At 64.4% G+C, this 13,130-nt stretch carries 12 protein-coding genes; 4 read left to right on the top strand and 8 right to left on the bottom strand.

Going from position 1 to position 13,130, the window contains the following annotated elements:
• The first annotated feature begins 2 nt into the window (after window positions 1-2).
• Window positions 3-1,235, top strand: a complete 1,233-nt coding sequence (locus IVA81_RS35245; protein ID WP_247326817.1) for a cyclic nucleotide-gated ion channel — start codon at window positions 3-5, stop codon at window positions 1,233-1,235.
• A 16-nt stretch (window positions 1,236-1,251) separates the two neighbouring features.
• Here IVA81_RS35245 and IVA81_RS35250 read toward each other — a convergent pair whose 3' ends face one another.
• Both IVA81_RS35250 and IVA81_RS35255 read right to left on the bottom strand, forming a co-directional pair.
• Entirely contained in the window at window positions 1,252-1,746 is a 495-nt protein-coding gene (locus tag IVA81_RS35250; RefSeq protein WP_247326821.1) for a DUF3455 domain-containing protein, read from the bottom strand.
• A 97-nt stretch (window positions 1,747-1,843) separates the two neighbouring features.
• Window positions 1,844-3,058 (bottom strand): NADP-dependent isocitrate dehydrogenase, encoded by a 1,215-nt coding sequence (locus IVA81_RS35255; RefSeq protein ID WP_246931798.1) that lies wholly within the window; start codon window positions 3,056-3,058, stop codon window positions 1,844-1,846.
• A 338-nt stretch (window positions 3,059-3,396) separates the two neighbouring features.
• On the opposite strand from IVA81_RS35255, the gene IVA81_RS35260 reads away from it, so the two are divergent.
• On the top strand, window positions 3,397-4,593 hold the full coding sequence (locus tag IVA81_RS35260) for a TrmJ/YjtD family RNA methyltransferase (RefSeq protein ID WP_247326822.1): 1,197 nt from the start codon (window positions 3,397-3,399) through the stop codon (window positions 4,591-4,593).
• Window positions 4,594-4,782: 189 nt separating this feature from the next.
• On the opposite strand, the gene IVA81_RS35265 is transcribed toward IVA81_RS35260, so the two are convergent.
• The 5 genes from IVA81_RS35265 to mddA form a co-directional block, all read right to left on the bottom strand.
• Window positions 4,783-6,486: an amidohydrolase gene (locus IVA81_RS35265; RefSeq protein WP_247326823.1), complete on the bottom strand. Its 1,704-nt coding sequence runs from the start codon at window positions 6,484-6,486 to the stop codon at window positions 4,783-4,785.
• Window positions 6,487-6,653: 167 nt separating this feature from the next.
• Window positions 6,654-7,409 (bottom strand): hypothetical protein, encoded by a 756-nt coding sequence (locus tag IVA81_RS35270; protein WP_247326824.1) that lies wholly within the window; start codon window positions 7,407-7,409, stop codon window positions 6,654-6,656.
• 27 nt (window positions 7,410-7,436) lie between these two features.
• Window positions 7,437-8,414, bottom strand: a complete 978-nt coding sequence (locus IVA81_RS35275; RefSeq protein ID WP_247326825.1) for an NADPH:quinone oxidoreductase family protein — start codon at window positions 8,412-8,414, stop codon at window positions 7,437-7,439.
• Complete coding sequence (locus IVA81_RS35280) at window positions 8,411-9,088, bottom strand: helix-turn-helix transcriptional regulator (RefSeq protein WP_247326826.1); 678 nt, start codon at window positions 9,086-9,088, stop codon at window positions 8,411-8,413. Before IVA81_RS35280 ends, IVA81_RS35275 begins: the two co-directional genes overlap by 4 nt.
• Window positions 9,085-9,876: a methanethiol S-methyltransferase gene (mddA, locus tag IVA81_RS35285; protein ID WP_247327123.1), complete on the bottom strand. Its 792-nt coding sequence runs from the start codon at window positions 9,874-9,876 to the stop codon at window positions 9,085-9,087. Before mddA ends, IVA81_RS35280 begins: the two co-directional genes overlap by 4 nt.
• Before the next feature lie 147 nt (window positions 9,877-10,023).
• On the opposite strand from mddA, the gene IVA81_RS35290 reads away from it, so the two are divergent.
• A complete protein-coding gene (locus tag IVA81_RS35290) occupies window positions 10,024-11,565 on the top strand; it encodes an alpha/beta fold hydrolase (protein WP_247326827.1) in 1,542 nt (513 codons plus the stop codon).
• A 105-nt stretch (window positions 11,566-11,670) separates the two neighbouring features.
• Here IVA81_RS35290 and IVA81_RS35295 read toward each other — a convergent pair whose 3' ends face one another.
• The gene (locus IVA81_RS35295) at window positions 11,671-12,309 is read right to left on the bottom strand and encodes a TetR/AcrR family transcriptional regulator (protein WP_247326828.1); all 639 of its coding nucleotides are present in this window, start codon (window positions 12,307-12,309) and stop codon (window positions 11,671-11,673) included.
• A 245-nt stretch (window positions 12,310-12,554) separates the two neighbouring features.
• Between IVA81_RS35295 and IVA81_RS35300 the strand changes: the two genes are divergently transcribed.
• Window positions 12,555-13,097, top strand: a complete 543-nt coding sequence (locus tag IVA81_RS35300) for an OsmC family protein (protein WP_247326829.1) — start codon at window positions 12,555-12,557, stop codon at window positions 13,095-13,097.
• Window positions 13,098-13,130 lie beyond the last annotated feature (33 nt).

The following is a 13,130-nucleotide window of genomic DNA, read 5'->3' on the forward strand; positions in this document are numbered from 1 at the left end:
CTGTGCGCCCCGTTCCGCGAGGACGTGGCTTGCGCGATCCCAACCTAAGGGATCGCCTCTACGAATTGCTGGAGCACGATCCGCTGGCCTACTCAGTCGGGTCGCGCTTCATCCAGATCATCATCGGCGTCATCGTGCTCAATGTGGCCGCGATGATCCTCGCCTCGGTGCCGGAGCTGGACGCGCAGTTCGGCACGCTGTTCGCGGCCATTACCATCCTGTCGGTGGTCGTGTTCGCGCTGGAATATCTGGCGCGGCTGTGGACCGTGGCGGGCCACACCCAGCGCAAGGCGTCCGCGCTGTCCGACCGGCTCGGCTATGCCTTCTCGGCGCTCGGCATCATCGACCTCATGGCGTTCCTGCCCGCTTCCATCGTGCTCGCCGCCGGCCGGCACGCGACGCTGGCGGCCCTAGGTGTGCTGCCGTTCTTCAAGCTGATACGGTACTCGCCGGCGATGCGCTCGCTGCTCGCCGCCGTGCATGCCGAGCGGCGGGCTCTGATCGGCTGCATCGTCATCCTGATCGGCGCGGTGCTGACCTTCGCCTCGCTGCTCTACGCCATCGAGCGCGACGTGCAGCCGGACAAGCTCGGCACCATCCCGCAGGCGATGTGGTGGGCCATCGTGACGCTCGGCACCGTCGGCTATGGCGACGTCGTGCCGGTGACGCCGCTCGGCAAGCTGATCTCCACATTCGCGATCATCAGCGGCTTCGCCATGATCGCGCTGCCGGTCGCGATCATCTCCACGGCCTTTGCCGAAGAGGTGAAGCGGCGTGATTTCGTCGTCACCTGGGGCATGCTGGCGCGGGTGCCGCTGTTCTCGCATCTGGCGGCCGCGGAGATCGCCGACATCATGCGGCTGCTCAGGGCGCGCACCATCGAGCAGGGCGAGATTCTGGTGCGGCGGGGCGATGTGGCGTCCTCGATGTATTTCATCACCGCCGGCGAGGTCGAGATCGCGCTGCCGAGCCAGCATGTGCGGCTCACCGACGGTACCTTCTTCGGCGAGATCGCGCTGCTGCACAAAACAAAGCGCAGCGGCACGGTGACGGCGACGCGCAAAACGCGCCTCTTGGTGCTCGACGCCCAGGATTTTCACGCCCTGATCGAGCGCATGCCGACGCTCGCCGACCACGTCCACACCACCGCCAAGGCACGGCTCGCCGATACCGGCGATCTCGCGCTGGCGGAACTGGCGCAGGCGGAGAAGGAAGGCGGGGGCAAGGCGAGCTGATCAGGCGTGCTTCGTCTCAGCCCTTTTTCAGGAAAACGTAATCGGCCGCGTACGGGGCGCTCCTGAACTCGCCGGCCTTCTCGCAGGCACCGTCGAGCTTGCCGCCATGGGTGTTGATGCGCTGGACCGTGGTGACGGGCGTGAGCACGCCGTTGCCGCGGCGGGCGGTGACTTCCAGCTTCAGCCAGGGAATATCGGCGGCCGTCGCGCCCGGCGCGTTGCCGATGGCCTTGCCGACCACGGCGCTGCCGTCGCTGTGCTCCCAGTTCGGGCCGGCATAGTGGCGGCCGATCGTCTTGCCGTCCGAGAGCAGCGTCGCGATCGGCTCGCGGAAAGCCCAGGCGAGCTTGCCGTCGGCGGCGGCCTTGCACTCATAGACCTGCGCGCCCTCGGCGTGGACGCTGAGCACGACGCTTTCGCCCGGTGCAGTGATGGCGTCGGGGAGCGGGTCGGCGGCCGCAGCCGGTCCAGCGAGCAGCAACAGGCAGGGGACGGCAAGCTTGATCGACATGGTCATCTCCGCGAAAGCTCTCAAAAAAGAAACGGGCCGCGCTTCAAAGCGCGGCCCGTGATGATGTCCGGCCCAGTCGGGCGAAATTGCGGACGGCTTAGGCCGCCAGCTCCTTGGTCAGGTTCTCGGCGACCTTGTCCAGGAAGCCGGTGGTCGAGAGCCAGCGCTGGTCGGCGCCGACCAGCAGCGCGAGGTCCTTCGTCATGTAGCCGGCCTCGACGGTGTCGACGCAGACCTTCTCCAGCGTGTTCGCGAACTTGGCGAGCTCGGCATTGTTGTCGAGCTTGGCGCGGTGGGCGAGGCCACGCGTCCAGGCGAAGATCGAGGCGATCGAGTTGGTCGAGGTCTCCTTGCCCTTCTGGTGCTCGCGGTAGTGGCGGGTCACCGTGCCGTGGGCAGCCTCGGCTTCCACGGTCTTGCCGTCGGGGGTGAGGAGGACCGAGGTCATCAGGCCGAGCGAGCCGTAGCCCTGCGCGACCGTGTCGGACTGCACGTCGCCGTCGTAGTTCTTGCAGGCCCAGACATAGCCGCCGGACCATTTCAGCGCCGAGGCCACCATGTCGTCGATCAGGCGGTGCTCGTAGGTCAGGCCCTTGGCCTCGAATTCCTTCTTGAACTCGCGGTCGTAGATGTCCTGGAAGATGTCCTTGAAGCGGCCGTCATAGACCTTCAGAATCGTGTTCTTGGTCGAGAGATAGACCGGGTAGTTGCGCAGCAGGCCATAGTTCAGCGAGGCGCGCGCGAAGTCGATGATGGAGTCGTCGAGATTGTACATCTCCATGGCGACGCCGGCACCCGGAGCCTTGAACACTTCCTTCTCGATCACGGTGCCGTCCTCGCCGACGAACTTCATCGACAGGGTGCCCTTGCCGGGGAACTTGAAATCGGTGGCGCGGTACTGGTCGCCATAGGCGTGGCGGCCGATGATGATCGGCTTGGTCCAGCCGGGAACCAGGCGCGGCACGTTCTTGCAGATGATCGGCTCGCGGAAGATCACGCCGCCGAGGATGTTGCGGATGGTGCCATTCGGCGACTTCCACATCTGCTTGAGGTTGAACTCCTTCACCCGGGCTTCATCAGGGGTGATGGTGGCGCACTTGACCCCGACGCCGACCTTCTTGATGGCTTCGGCGGCGTCGATGGTGACCTGATCGTTGGTGTGGTCGCGGTATTCCATGCCCAGGTCGAAATAGAGCAGCTCGACATCGAGGTACGGGTTGATCAGCTTGTCCTTGATGTACTGCCAGATGATCCGGGTCATCTCGTCGCCATCGAGTTCGACGACGGGATTGGATACCTTGATTTTTGCCATGATCGGGGAAGCCTCTTGGAACGGCGCTTTGGGCGCGCCACGGGAATATCCGGCGCCTCTTAGCACCCAGACGCGGCGGGCGAAAGCCAAGGGATTATGCACTTTTAGCTCATCCAGCTTGCCCAGATGGGGGGCGGGCGGCGGCCCTCGCCCGGTCGCGGGGTCACGTTCCCGGCGAGATTCAAAAGTCGAATCCAACCCGTTATTTCCCTTGAGAATTTTGTCAGGACAGGCAAACGACAGGCGAGCGGGACGAGGCCGTCCGGAAGGGGCGGCTTGGATCAATTCCTAAGGCGACCTCTGCAAGGCCTTGAGAACCAGTGTGAAAGCGAAATCAGATGTCGGGGACTGACAAGAGCAAGGCGGGTTTGTCCCTCGACGGTCCCATCGTCATCCTGGTCGAGCCGCAGCTCGGTGAAAACATCGGCATGGCCGCGCGCGCCATGGGCAATTTTGCGCTTGGCGCCCTGCGCATCGTCAACCCCAGGGACGGCTGGCCCAACATCGCCGCCCAGCGCGCCGCGGCCGGCGCCGACCACATTCTGGAAAAGGTCGAACTGTTCGACACCGTGGAGCAGGCCGTCGCCGACCTCGATCTGCTGTTCGCCACCACGGCTCGCCCCCACGATCAGGCCAAGCCCGTGGTCGGGCCGGAGGCCGCGGCCAGCGAGATCGCCGGCCACGTCGCGACCGGCGGCAAGGCCGGTATCCTGTTCGGCCGCGAGCGCTGGGGGTTGACCAACGAGGAGGTCGGGCTCTCCAACCGCATCATCACCTTCCCGGTCAATCCGGGCTTCGCCTCGCTCAATCTCGCCCAGGCCGTGCTGCTGATCGGTTATGAATGGTTCAAACGGGCCACGTCGGGCGAGTTGCCGCACGCCATGCCGGAGCGCTCCGAGCGCGCCTCGCAGCACCAGATGCAGGCCTTCTTCGACAATCTCATCCGCGAGCTCGACAAGGTGGAATTCCTGCGCCCGGCCGAGAAGCGCGACACCATGCTGGTGAACCTGCGCAACATCTTCAGCCGGATGGAGCCGACCAAGCAGGACATGCACACCCTGCACGGCGTGGTGATGGCGATCGCCGAGGGGCGCAAGGGCCCGGCCAAGGGCGGCGTGCTCGACGGCGAGCAGGCGACGCGCCTGCGCGCGCTGCTGGCCGAGCACGGGCAGGGCGGCGTGCCCGACAGCGGCTCGACGGTGCGCGGGCTCGCCCGCCTGCTCCGCCGCAACCCGACCGACGCCGAGCGCCTGCTCTGGCAGGCCCTGACCCGCGACCGCCGCTTCGCAGGTGGGTTCAAGCGCCAGACCCCGGTGGGGCGCCACATCCCGGACTTCGTCTCGTTCTCGCACCGGATCGCGATCGAGCTGGTCAACGCGGGCGAAGGCGAGGCGATCGCGGCCGACCGTGCGTCAAGGCGGGCGTGGCTGGAGGCGCGGGACTATCGCGTGCTGGAGATTCGCGCGGCGGATGTGGAGCGCGATCTGGAGGCGGAGTTGGTGCGGCTCGCGGAGATGATGGAGCAGAGCGCGTAGGTCTCGGGGCGTGACGGTTTCGTAGGGTGGGCAAAGCTTCCGCCGTAGCTCGAAGAGCGAAGGCGTGCCCACCATCTCGACCAACGAGGCCGGGACTGAAGTCGTGGGCACGGCGCTGCGCGCCTTTGCCCACCCTACGAGACTCATGCCGGATTTGGGCCAACCGCACCCTGGCCGATCAGCGCCCGTTCAGCGCTGAAAGACAACTTTGCCGCCGACCAGGGTCAGGTCCGCCTTGATGTCCTTGATCTGGTCCTCCGGCACGGCCGTGTAATCCGCGGAGAGCACCACGATGTCCGCAAGCTTTCCGGGCTCAATGGTCCCTTTATGTGCTTCATCGAACGTGTAGCGCGAAGCCGCGCTGCTGTAGAGCCGTAGGGCCTGCTCGCGCGTAATGGCTTCTGCCGCGCCATAGACGTTTCCGTTGGGGTCCTTCCTGGTCACCATGATGTACATGTTGAGGAAGGGATTGATCGGGTTGACGGGAAAGTCCGTTCCGGCGCCGAGGCTATTGAGCCCCATTTTTTCGATCAACGTCCTGGTTGGTACGGCGCGATCAGCGGTCGCTTTCCCGAGAAACCGTTCGACGGTGGCTGCTTTATCCCACATGAAAGCGTTCTGGAAATCGACACGGGCTCCCAGCCTTTGCGCACGCTCCATCTGTTCTGGCCGGATCAGGCTGGCGTGAATGAGGACGAAGCGGCGGTCTCGGATCGATTTCTCCTTATCCGCTGCCTCGAACGCATCGAGCACCTGGTCAATACCAAGGTCACCCACCGCGTGGACACCGACCCGCCAGTCATATCGGTTGCAGATGGAGATGAGTTGCTTCAGCCGCTCAGGCGTTTGCTGCGCAACACCATGATAGTTGTCATGTGAATCGGGATACACCTCGCGCATGAGCGCTGTCTTCAGCGTCATGCCGCCGTCGTAGAAGATCTTGATGCCAGCGAACTTGAGCCAATCGTCACCAAAGCCCGAAGAGGCCCCATTGCCTGCCATGATCGCTTCCCATGCGGTCAGATCGGCCGGGGGCTCCGGTCGAAACATCACGCCGGTGCGCAACGTGGCTTTCCCGGATGCGACAAGCTTCTGGAGCATGCGGATATCGCGTGCCTCTGTCGCGCCTTCGACCACGCTCGTGATACCGAAGCTGTTCAGCACGCCTTCGGCAATTGTGAATTGCCGCATCTCGTCGTCTTCCGTCCAGGGCGGTACGGCCTTCTCGACCCGATCGATCGCCGTCTCCACGAGCACGCCAGTCAATTCACCGGCGGCGTCGCGCTCAAACTTTCCCCCACTCGGGTCCTCGGTGGTCTTGTCGACTCCGACCCGCTTTAGAGCCATGGTGTTCGCCATCGAGAAATGCCCGACGGTGCGAAGATAGACCGGATTGTCTGGAGCAACGCTATCGATCTCCTGCCTCGTCAGATAGCGCTTCTCCGCCAATTGTGACGGCGGATGCCACGCGCCACCTACGATCCACTCGCCGGGCTTCTTCTTCGCAGCGAATACCTTGATGGCCTCGAGCGCTTCCGCGACCGTCTTGGCTCGGCCCATGATGACAACATAGTCGCCAAGACCAGCGGCCTTGAAGTGGGCGTGCGTATCGATCAATCCGGGGATGACGGTCTTGCCAGCTACATCGAGCACGCGAGTCCGAGCGCCGGCAAGCGACCTCATCGAAGCACTGGTTCCGGTTGCGAGGATCCTTCCATCCGCGACGGCCACTGCCTCCGTGACCGTCGATCGCTCATCCAGCGTCAGAACCTTTCCGTTGATGAGGACCAGGTCAGGCGCGTTGAGCTCCGGCTGCTGCGCCTCAACATTTGCGACGCCAGCGATACACATGCCCGCGGCAACGATTGCAAATGCCGTTATCTTGCGAACCATCACGTCCCCCTAGATCTTGTTTTTGCTGGACGAAGATTTTCAAGGGTATCTTTGATCAAACATGGGTTCAACGCTTCTCGATGCCTGGCAGCGTCCACATGGTGGGCAAAGTGGATCGCGCCCCGAGCCAGCGAAAACCTGCCCGGCGCGAGCCGCCCGTCTCGTCTCTACGAAAAACGCCCGAGCTGCACCTCGCGCTCCACCGCAATCCACGTCGTCCGTGCGACCGCCAGCAATTTCCCGGCCTCGTCATGCAGCGCGGCCTCGGCGCTGCGCTTGCGGCCGTCGCGGCCGGTTGGCCAGGCGGTGATGATGCAGGGGTTGCCGGGTCGCGGCCGGGACTCGATCCGCGCTGACATGCGGCCCAGCAGCAGCGGCGTCTTGTCGAAGCTGCCGCTCCGTGAATCGTAATTGCAGGCAAAGCCGGTGGGGCAATCGAGCGCGGACCAGAGAAACTCGGACGCGACGAGGCCATCCTCGCCGGCGAGATTCGGATCGGGTGCCCAGCTTGCGGCGAGAACGGGCGCCCGTGCTTGACGGCTGAGCGGGCCGGCGAAGATGCGCAGGCCGTCGCCTAGCGTCCTTGCGGGGCCGCAGACGAAACAGTGCGGCAGCGGATGCTCGTGCGGCCTGAACAGCGCCAGCAATTCGGCCGCGCGGGCTTCCGGCAAGGTCGCCGTCTCGACTTGCGCGAGCTCGACGCTCGCGGCGCGGGCGGCGGCAACGGCCTTGGCGCCGTCGCGAAGCTCCCATGTGCCGTCGTCCGTCGCGATGGCATCGAGCGGTGTGTCCAGCGGCGGCGGTGCGCGTAGCGTCACTTCCGCAGGCCCGGGAATATGACGGGCAAGCCGGCCGCAGACATAGCCGCCGTTACCGGAGTTCGGAGGACCGCAATAGCGCTTGTCGATGATGATCGGTGTCATCGGTTCTCTCTTCGTCGTTGGCGCACTCTACCTGATCTTGAGCACAATTCGCCCCTGAACCGTCCGGTTGGCCACGGCGCGCATCGCGTCGCCGACCTCCTCCAAAGGGAGGATACGATCGATATGCGGGCGAATTTGTCCGTCGGCCAGCAATTGCATCAGCGTGTCATTCATGCGCGCGCCCTCGTGCGGGAATTTCTCCGCCCAGGCACCGGCGAAGACGCCGACGATCGAATAGTTCTTCAGCAGCGGCAGGTTCATCGGCAGGGACGGAATCTCGCCGCCGGTGAAGCCGATCGGCATCAGCCGTCCGCCCCATGCCATCAGCCGGGCCATCTGCTCGAAGGTCGCGCCGCCTACATTGTCGAAGCCGATATCGATGCCGTCGCCGCCGGTAATCGCCTTGATCCGGTCGCGCAGATCGTCCCTGCGGTAATTGACGACGTCGCTGGCGCCGTAACTCTGCACGAGGGCGGCCTTGGCGTCGGAGCCGACGCCGGCGACGACGCGCAGGCCCAGATGGCGGCCTAAATCGACGGCGGCAAGTCCAACCCCGCCGGCCGCACCCGTGACAAATAGCGTTTCGCCGCGCTCCGCTCGTGCCCGCTCGGCCAGCGCGTACCAGGCCGTGCCGTAATTGTGCAGCACCGTCGCCGCGGCCTCGAACGCGACGCCGTCGGGTAGCCGCACGCTCTTCGATTCCTTTGCAATCATCCGTTCGGCGTAGCCGCCGGTCCATGCGCTGCACGCCACGCGATCGCCGGGCGCGAATCTTGTGACCTTGTCGCCGACCGCGACGACGACACCGGATGCTTCCGTACCAGGCACGAAGGGCGTCGGCAGCCGCATCTGGTAGAGACCCGAGACCAGCAACTGGTCCATGAAGCTCACGGACGCTGCGTGGACGTCGATCACAATTTCGTCGCGGGCGTGCTTGGGCTCATCGATCTCACTGAGGCGTAAATCGCCCGGTCCGGTGAAGGAATGGCACAGAACCGCTTTCATCGTGTCGCTCCAACGGATTGTCTAGATTCGGCAGGTTCTCTCAATGGCGTCGCATAGCCCGCGACGAGCTTGACGAAATCGGCCTGTCGCGCCGCACCGGTCTTTTCGAACAGGCGACGGACATGCGTTTTGACCGTTGTGCTGGCAACGCCGAGCGCCGCCGCCACTTCGGGAACGCCGCCGAGCTCGACGATCGCGAGCATCACACGCAACTCGGCCGGCGTCAGTCTGAAGGCCTTGCCGATCACTTCGGAACGAGGCGGTATCGTCAGCGCCGCCCTGCGAACAAACAATGCTGCCACGGCGCTGTAGGCCACGCCCGCACGCCGGCGCATGCCGGAGATCAACGGCATGGCATGGGCGACGTGGCGCTGCCCATTCCGGCCGATCATCGGCACTGCGATTCCGTTGGCGCCGAGGATCGCGTTTTCCCGCCCGGCCGCAGCGAAAAAATGCTGCAATGTCCGGTTAACCGTTACATCGCAAGCCGCGAGGTGCCCGCGGATTTCGAGCAGGATATCGCGCGCATCGACAATGGCTTGGCCGGCAGTATTGGCGTGAAGGAGACGCGCGTTCGCGTCAACGAGATACAGGCCGACGTCAAGCCCATCGAGCGTATCGGCGAATGTGGCGGCGTCCGCGGACATTCGGGGGATAGGGGACATGACGTTCATCGAGGCGCTCCAACAGGCCGAGGCGGCTGGCGATCTTCGGTCCGGCGGGATCCGAAAATCCTGGGCATCAGCATGGGAACGCGCCGGCGATACTGCTGGTAGGTCGCGCCGAACTCCGCGATCAGATCCCTCTCCTCGAACTGCAGCCCGACCAGTATGTAGGCTGTGTTCGCGATCGCGAACAGCAAGTGGCCGGCGGTCATCTCAGGCGTAGCCCAGAACGCGAGCAAAAAGCCCAGCATAATCGGATGCCGCACGATCCTGTAGAGCAGCGGCGCCTTGAAGGATTGACCGGGCAGCTCGGTCCCGCGCAGCGCCGAGAAGGCTTGGCGCAGGCCGAACAGGTCGAAATGATCGATCATGTGGGTCGAGGCGAAGGCGATCAGCCAGCCGAGCCAATGGACGCCGGTCAGCAACCAGGCCACGATTCCGCTGGTCTGCCAAATCGGTATCGGGATCGGACGCCACTGCCAGAACAGCAGCAGCAGGATCAGGCTGGAGAGCAGCACGTAGGTGCTGCGCTCGCAGGCCACGGGAAGAACCTCGGTCCACCAGCGTTTGAAGCCCGGGCGCGCCATGACGCTGTGCTGGATGGCAAACAGGCTCATCAGCAGCAAGTTGACGACGATGGCCTCGGTCAAAGTCGAAGGGCTGCCGACTTGGAGAGAGCGATCGATTGACTTGGGTACGACATAATTGCCGACGAAACCGAGCGCATAGAGAAATGACACCGTGAATACGGCATAGCTCACGATTGCGTAGAGCAGGATTGCGAGGCGCGAAAACATGGTTTTTCCTGTTGTGCCTGATCCGGCGGTGCCGCATGCAGAGCTTGAGGCGGTCGCCGGCGAGCGAGTTCGATCTGGGCCGATGGCTACCGCGGCGCCGTCCCCTGTGCGTCCCCTGAGGACGTCCCAAGGCGAGAGAGGATTTCGATGACGGCTTTCTCGCTGGAGACATTCGGGTTCCCGGAGGTCCATGCCGACGGCCGCCCGATCAAGTTGAACCTACGCAAGGGTCTTGCGCTGCTCGTCTATCTCGCGGAGGCCAAGGCTGCGGTCGCGCGCGACGTCATCGCCACGCTGCTTTGGGCCGAGACCGATCGCGAGACGGGCCTTGCGCGGTTGCGGCGCCTGCTTCATCGCGTGGAGCTCACGCTCGGGCAGTCGGTTTTCGAGACTGACCGCACGACCGTGCGATGGTCTCCGGCGGTCGAGCTGAAGATCGATACGCATCTGTTCGAGAGCGCCTGCGATCGCGGCGCCTTTGAAGAGGCCTGCTTGATCTATCGGGGCGACTTCCTTGCGGGCTTCGCTCTGGGCGACTGTCCCGAATTCGACGAGTGGGCCTTCTTTCGCCGGGAGGCGCTGCGGGGACGGCTCATGCATGCGCTGGAGCGTCTGGTGCAGGACAACAACGCCGCCGGCGATCATTTCGCCGCGACAGCTCATGCGGGACGCCTGGTTGAGCTCGATTCATTGAGCGAAGTGTATGGCCGGCATCTGATCCGCAGCCTTCTGCTCGCCGGCGACCGAAGCGCGGCAGAGCGTCATCACGCAGCCCTGACGCAGCGGCTGCGCGACGAGCTTGGGGTTGCGCCGGAGGCCGAGACCGAGGCGCTGATGAGTCCCGCGGCGGCGCCGCATGCCGCCCCGCTGACGCGCTACGTGAAAGGCGCCGGGGTTCATCTGGCCTATCAGACCCACGGAAGCGGTCCGCTCGATATTCTGGTGATGCCCGGCTTCGTGTCGCATGTGGAGCGTGCCTGGGAGAACCCTGCGAGCCGGACGTTCCTGGCGTCATTGATGCGGCTCGGACGCCTCATCGTGTTCGATCGTCGCGGGATCGGGCTGTCCGACCGGGTCGGATCAGCCCCTGGCATCGATGTCACCGCGGAGGATATCGGCACCGTCCTGCGGGCGGTGAACTCGCGCCGAATCGTGCTGTTCGGCGCGTCCGAATGCGGGCCGGCCTGCATCAAGTTCGCGGTCGACGAGCCGCGGCGGGTGGCCGGGCTGATCCTGTTCGGCGCGCTGGCCAAGGGCTGCTGGTCGCAGGACTATCCGCACGCGCTGCGCGCCAGCCAGTATGATGCCTGGAGCAAGCATCTGATCGCGCAATGGGGCGGGCCAGTTGGAATCGAAACCTTCGCACCGAGCCTTGCTGGCGATCCCCAGGCGCGCGCCTGGTGGGCGGGGCTGTTGCGTGCAGCGTCCAGTCCCGGCGGTATCTCGGCCGTGCTCGAAGCGTTTCGCGACGCCGACGTGCGGCATCTCTTGCCTGAAATCACTATGCCGACGCTGGTGCTGCACCGGCGCGGCGACCAGGCCGTGCGCATCGCGGCCGGTCGCGATATGGCGAGCCGGATCAAGGGCTCAGAGTTCGTCGAGCTCGACGGTAACGATCACTGGTTCTTTGCCGGGGATCAGCGGCCGGTGCTGGTGGCGATCGGGGAATTCATGAAACGGATCTTGTAGGGTGGGCAAAGCGAAGCGTGCCCACGATGTCGTTCGAGTAAGACGGAGGCAGGTCGTGGGCACGGCGCATTGCGCCTTTGCCCACCCTACGAGATCTGCGCAAGCTCACACCGCCTCTAGCTCACGCTTCTTCTTCGCTTTCGTTTGTCCGAGCAGGGGGCCCGCGGTCAGTGCCGCGGTGTCCGCCACGCCCGGATCGCGCGAGATCATTGCGGCGACGATGGCACCGTCGATCAACAACCCGAGCTGATGCGCGAGCACCGCGGGCTCGCTCGAGCCGAGCTCGCCGGCGAGCTTCTCGATGTGGCCGAGCACGATCTTCTTGTGCTTCAGCGCGATATTGCGGAACTGCTTGGCGTCCTTGTCGTGCTCGCCGACCGCGTTGATGAAGGGGCAGCCGTAGAAGCGCTCCTCGGCAAACCAGCTCTTCAGGGCCGGGAAGATGCGCGTGAGCTTCGCCTGCGCGTCGCCGCCGCCTTCCTCCATGGCGGCGATAAACCATTCACGCCACTGCTTGCCTTCGCTTTCCAGCACCGCGTTGACGAGATTGGTCTTCGAGCCGAACAATTTGTAGAGCGTGGTCTTCGCGGTGCCGGCCTCCTCGATGATCGCATCGATGCCGGTGGCGTTGATTCCGTTCTTGCAGAACAGATGCGAGGCGGCGCTGAGCAGGCGCCCGCGCGCGGATTCGTCGTCGCCAGTGGCGGCGTGCGGCGAGGTCTTCTTCGATGACGTCTTTGCCATGGCGACGAACTTAATCGCAGCCGCGCGGTATCATCAAGCCGCATCTGCTTCGCGCCGAAAAGATTCGCATTCGCTCATGCATCTGCATCCCCTTTGAGCAGAGCGCGGCTGATCAATCCGCAGGCAGCGACCTTAAGCGGCTCCAATGCCTCGCATTTCGTTTTCGGCCGTCTTTGGCACGCCCTATGCAAGGAAACAGACCGTTCGGTATCCTGCCGTTTTTCACGGCTGCCAGGGAGAAGATGATGACTGCCGTCGTTCAAAAGACCGTGCTGACGGGGTGCCTTGCGCCCATCGACAAGAATGGCCTCGAGCAACTGATTGCGAGCGGCAAGGCCAATCCGAAGGTCGTCAAGACCTTGAAATGCAAGACGGTCGCCGAAGGAAAATTCCGCCACGCCAACTACATCCGCAATCTGCCGCCCTACATCGTCGACGAGCCGCCGGGACTCTTGGGCGACGACACCGCGCCCAATCCGTCGGAAGCCTCGCTCGCCGCGCTCGGCTCGTGTCTTGCCGTCGGCCTGCATGCCAATGCGGTGCATCGCGGCTGGATCGTCAACAAGCTCGAGCTCGAGCTCGAAGGCGACCTCAACATCACCGCGGTCTGGGGTACTGGCGATACCTCGGACAAGCCGGTCGGCTTCACCGACGTCCGCGTCAAGGTCGATATGGAATGCGAGGGCATCGCGCAGGACGAGATCAATGCGCTGGTGGCTCATGTGAAGACATGGTCGCCGGTCGCCAACACCTTCACCCGCCCGGTTAATCTCGAGGTCGGCATCTAGCCGATAGCAATCAGGACAAGGTGCGGGAGACGA

It is taken from the genome of Bradyrhizobium sp. 141 (genome assembly GCF_023074055.1).
Classification (GTDB): domain Bacteria; phylum Pseudomonadota; class Alphaproteobacteria; order Rhizobiales; family Xanthobacteraceae; genus Bradyrhizobium.

Excerpts from the sequence above, each read along its gene's own strand:
- IVA81_RS35250 (WP_247326821.1), bottom strand. The coding sequence starts at position 1,746 with ATGTCGATCAAGCTTGCCGTCCCCTGCCTGTTGCTGCTCGCTGGACCG.
- IVA81_RS35260 (WP_247326822.1), top strand. The coding sequence starts at position 3,397 with ATGTCGGGGACTGACAAGAGCAAGGCGGGTTTGTCCCTCGACGGTCCC.
- IVA81_RS35265 (WP_247326823.1), bottom strand. The coding sequence starts at position 6,486 with ATGGTTCGCAAGATAACGGCATTTGCAATCGTTGCCGCGGGCATGTGT.
- IVA81_RS35280 (WP_247326826.1), bottom strand. The coding sequence starts at position 9,088 with ATGAACGTCATGTCCCCTATCCCCCGAATGTCCGCGGACGCCGCCACA.
- mddA (WP_247327123.1), bottom strand. The coding sequence starts at position 9,876 with ATGTTTTCGCGCCTCGCAATCCTGCTCTACGCAATCGTGAGCTATGCC.
- IVA81_RS35270 (WP_247326824.1), bottom strand. The coding sequence starts at position 7,409 with ATGACACCGATCATCATCGACAAGCGCTATTGCGGTCCTCCGAACTCC.
- IVA81_RS35295 (WP_247326828.1), bottom strand. The coding sequence starts at position 12,309 with ATGGCAAAGACGTCATCGAAGAAGACCTCGCCGCACGCCGCCACTGGC.
- IVA81_RS35255 (WP_246931798.1), bottom strand. The coding sequence starts at position 3,058 with ATGGCAAAAATCAAGGTATCCAATCCCGTCGTCGAACTCGATGGCGAC.
- IVA81_RS35300 (WP_247326829.1), top strand. The coding sequence starts at position 12,555 with ATGACTGCCGTCGTTCAAAAGACCGTGCTGACGGGGTGCCTTGCGCCC.
- IVA81_RS35290 (WP_247326827.1), top strand. The coding sequence starts at position 10,024 with ATGACGGCTTTCTCGCTGGAGACATTCGGGTTCCCGGAGGTCCATGCC.
- IVA81_RS35275 (WP_247326825.1), bottom strand. The coding sequence starts at position 8,414 with ATGAAAGCGGTTCTGTGCCATTCCTTCACCGGACCGGGCGATTTACGC.